Genomic DNA, 3,569 nt, shown 5'->3' with positions numbered 1-3,569 from the left:
GTAGAACTTTTCGAAGTATTGGGTGATAAATTTGTAGAAGGAATAACTTATAAAGACCTGAATACTGGAGAGTTAAAAGAACTTAAAATATCTGGAATTTTTGTTGAAATTGGACAAATTCCTAACACTGAATTTGTAAAAGACATTGTACCGCTTGATAAAATAGGTAGAATAAAAATAGACCCTTGGACTAGTAAAACAGAACTTGCTGGTATTTGGGCTGCCGGCGACTGCACTAATATTCTCTATCATCAAAACAACATCGCGGCTGGCGATGCTGTAAAGGCCCTTGAGGATATTTACCTACATCTTCATGCACGCTAAATAATAAACTTACCACTGCCCTTTTTCAAAATCGGCTGGGCTCTTTCCATATAATTTATTCATTTTTCTTTGCCATTGTTCAGCTGGCATATTATCTATCTTCCATTTTTTTGTTTCAGAATCAAATGAAAGTAAGCTTTCATTTGCAAGTCCACATTGCCTCATAATTTCTTTTTTGTTTCTGCCTTTTGAATCTAATTGTTCTGGCTGATTAAAATTTATTTCAAATTGACCTTGATTATTGGGTTTTTGTGGCATTTCCATATTTTTCATATTACTGTAAATTATAAGGCATAAAATAAATTTCACCAAATTTATTTTAATTTGACATTTAATATAAAATATGTTTAAAATGGTGTAAATATAGTACTTAAACATTCACTAAAAATACAGGAGGTAAAAATGGAAAAACATAGTTTGGTTACTGATTTAATTAATAAAGGCAAAATATTTGACCTTGTTCCTGAATTCTTCATGGGTCGTCCCATGGAAAAAAAGGAAATGATTGCGATATTTAATTTTTTTGGGGCATTTTGGGAATATGATGGTGCTCCCTGTCCTGGAAAACCTCATGCTATTCTAAAATCCGGAAAGCATAGTAATGGATTTATTTCATGCAAAGAAGTTCTGAAATATCCGTGTCTTAATGACTTATTTGCAAATGAAATTGTAAAGATTTTAAATGCTGAAGAAACTGAGAAAATTGACGTTGTTGTAAGCTCTGCTTATTCAGCAATAACTTTGGGATTCAACGTGGCGAGCATATTAAGGTTCGAAAATAATGAAAAGATTGAATACATTCCGGTAGAAAAAGATAAAAAAGGTAATCCCACAATTATCCTCGGAGGTATTGATTCATCAAAAAGAGTGCTTATCATTAACGAATTAATGACAACCGGAAGCGGAAGCACCTGGGAAACAAAAAAAGCTGTCCTTAAGTGCAACGGAAAAAATCCTCCGCCGATTATCATTGAAACATCTTATGTGTTAGTTCATCGTTCAAAAGACTATGAACTTCCTGATGGTTCAAAAGTACAACCGATTTTCCATTTTGATATGAAAGATATCGACTTGGAAACTGAGGTTTGCCCGTACTGCCAAGCCGGTTCGGAAGCCATTAAGCCAAAGATTGGCAATAATTAGAAAAGATTACATGGCCAGGCTTAGTAAGTTAAAACATCGTTGAAAAGGCGGTTTCTAAAAAGAAACTGCCTTTTATTTTTTTAAAATTGGCAAACTTACGAAGAATGAACTTCCCTTTTCTAGTCCTTCTGATTTTACCCAAATTTTTCCATCATGCTTTTCCACAATTCTTTGTGATAAAAATAGACCAATTCCCATGCCTTCTGTATCGGCTTTTTTGCTACTATCTGTTCTGTAAAATTTGGTAAAAATATATTTAATTTCTTTTTCACCAATGCCAATGCCAGAATCAGTAACTTTAACAACAACATCTTTTTCGTCTAGAGTTGATATTTCAATAGATACTTTCCCGTCTTGCTTACTGTAATTTATCGCATTATCAAGCAAGGTTTGAAAAACAAATTTAATTTTTGCTTCATCCGCTAAAACAAAATTAGTAGAATCAGGCAAGGATGGTATTGTGATATTTTTTGCTTTAATTCTTTCAGAAGTTTCGGAAATCAGTTTTTTAATAAGATTATTTAAATCCAATTGAACAAAATTATAGGCAAATGATTTTCCGCTTGTCAAAGATAAATTCGCCAGAAGATTGGTTAAATTAATAAGACTGTTTGCAGATTTCTGAATACCACTGACATCTCCTTTAAGGTTTTCCGGCACAGCTTCAAATAAGCGTTCGCTAAACCATTTAATAGCAGTAAGGGGCGTTCTAAATTTATGTGAAATTATGTCAACGAATTCATATTTAAGAAAATCGGCTTCTCGAATTTTCTGCCAAATGAGAAGAAGTCCGATAGTTGTTAAAAGAGCCAAAATAGCAGAAGATATCCAATCAGGAAATCCAGGAGAGCTTCTAATAATTAAATTATTTATATAATTTAGAAAAACGAGTAAAAAACCAATGAATGCGCTTATGACTATATAAATAAAGGCTCTTTTTGCAACAAGCCTAATATCCATTAATTCATATTTAAGAGCGGCATAAGTAAATGGAATTGCAAATAAAGGAATAAAGAAAGACGCCCATAGTGAATCTGCCTGAATATCATATATTAAAAGAAAATCAATTGAGCCAACTCCGTATGCTAATAAAAGAGCTACAGCAAAATATTTAATTCTGTTCTTATCAATATTATTTGAGGTCTTGTAAGCTTTTATCATCGCATAAAAAGTAAATATGGTTAAAGTGAAAAAAAAGATTAACATTACGAAATAATACGGGCCGGCAACATAATAATTTGGAAAATACATTTTTGGAACTGAAGTCAATAAAAAGAAGCTTGGATTTGCGAGAAAAAACATAAGAAGACCAACACCTACTACATAAGTTGAAATAATATAATACTTTAGTTCTTTTAATTTGCCGATGAATGCAAAAACACAATGGCCGGTAAAAATCGGCAAAAATATATCAACCAGATTGAACATTAAAATACGGCGAGATAATTCGCTATCTGTAATTGAAATTCCCCAAGCATGCGAAGTCATAAATATGATGGCAGCAATAAATGCCAAAATAAGAGTAATTCTAGCTGTATCTTTTTTTGCTTTAAAAAATAGAAATACAATTATAGAAAGAGATAATAAAATGGTAAATGAATACAGTATGTTGTGGAGTAATAAATGAATGTTCATATTGTAAAATTATATCATGTATTAAAAATCTCTTATGTTTTTATTTAAGCTTCAACTTGTTCTCCCCATACAATTTTCCCAAAAAATTTTTCCATTCTTTCCCTTTCTTCATAACTTAAAAGGGGTTGTATATTATCCCAGAATTTATTAAATTTTTCATTTTTAATAAATTCTTTCCAAATACCTTGCCTAATTTCAAAATCTGGAATTTCTTCAACTCTTTCAAGAGCTTTTGTCGGGTCATCAATAAGTAATGTGCCTATTTCCTTAACAAAATTTTTAATTTTTTCCTCACTATTACTTTTTTCTATAAAATTTGGTTGTTCCATAATATATTAATAATAGCATATTTTAATTTAAACAAAAGCGGAGACGGTGAGATTTGAACTCACGATACGGTTTCCCGTATGTCGGTTTTCGAAACCGATGCCTTCAACCACTCAGCCACGTCTCCTTTCTTCGCTTCT

5 protein-coding genes and 1 tRNA gene are annotated in these 3,569 nt (G+C 31.7%); 2 read left to right on the top strand and 4 right to left on the bottom strand.

Going from position 1 to position 3,569, the window contains the following annotated elements; all coding sequences use genetic code 11:
• Nucleotides 1-324: FAD-dependent oxidoreductase (locus WC223_13975; GenBank protein MFA6925349.1), on the top strand; the 324-nt coding region annotated here is incomplete at its 5' end.
• Nucleotides 325-333: 9 nt separating this feature from the next.
• On the opposite strand, the gene WC223_13970 is transcribed toward WC223_13975, so the two are convergent.
• Complete coding sequence (locus tag WC223_13970) at nt 334-597, bottom strand: hypothetical protein (protein MFA6925348.1); 264 nt, start codon at nt 595-597, stop codon at nt 334-336.
• 129 nt (nt 598-726) lie between these two features.
• Here WC223_13970 and WC223_13965 point away from each other — a divergent pair, with 129 nt between their 5' ends.
• Nucleotides 727-1,467: a hypothetical protein gene (locus tag WC223_13965; GenBank protein MFA6925347.1), complete on the top strand. Its 741-nt coding sequence runs from the start codon at nt 727-729 to the stop codon at nt 1,465-1,467.
• Between the two features lie 72 nt (nt 1,468-1,539).
• Here the strand turns inward: WC223_13965 and WC223_13960 are convergent, their stop codons facing one another.
• The 3 genes from WC223_13960 to WC223_13950 all read right to left on the bottom strand — a co-directional run bounded on the left by WC223_13960 (nt 1,540) and on the right by WC223_13950 (nt 3,556).
• Nucleotides 1,540-3,102: a HAMP domain-containing sensor histidine kinase gene (locus WC223_13960; protein ID MFA6925346.1), complete on the bottom strand. Its 1,563-nt coding sequence runs from the start codon at nt 3,100-3,102 to the stop codon at nt 1,540-1,542.
• Between the two features lie 44 nt (nt 3,103-3,146).
• The gene (locus tag WC223_13955; protein MFA6925345.1) at nt 3,147-3,431 is read right to left on the bottom strand and encodes a hypothetical protein; all 285 of its coding nucleotides are present in this window, start codon (nt 3,429-3,431) and stop codon (nt 3,147-3,149) included.
• Nucleotides 3,432-3,469: 38 nt separating this feature from the next.
• A tRNA-Ser gene (locus WC223_13950) sits at nt 3,470-3,556 on the bottom strand.
• Nucleotides 3,557-3,569: the final 13 nt, after the last annotated feature.

It is taken from the genome of Bacteroidales bacterium (assembly GCA_041671145.1).
In the GTDB taxonomy this organism is placed as follows: domain Bacteria; phylum Bacteroidota; class Bacteroidia; order Bacteroidales; family JAHJDW01; genus JAQUPB01.
Note: the sequence above shows the minus strand (reverse complement) of the source record. Positions and strands in the feature narration are given on the sequence as shown.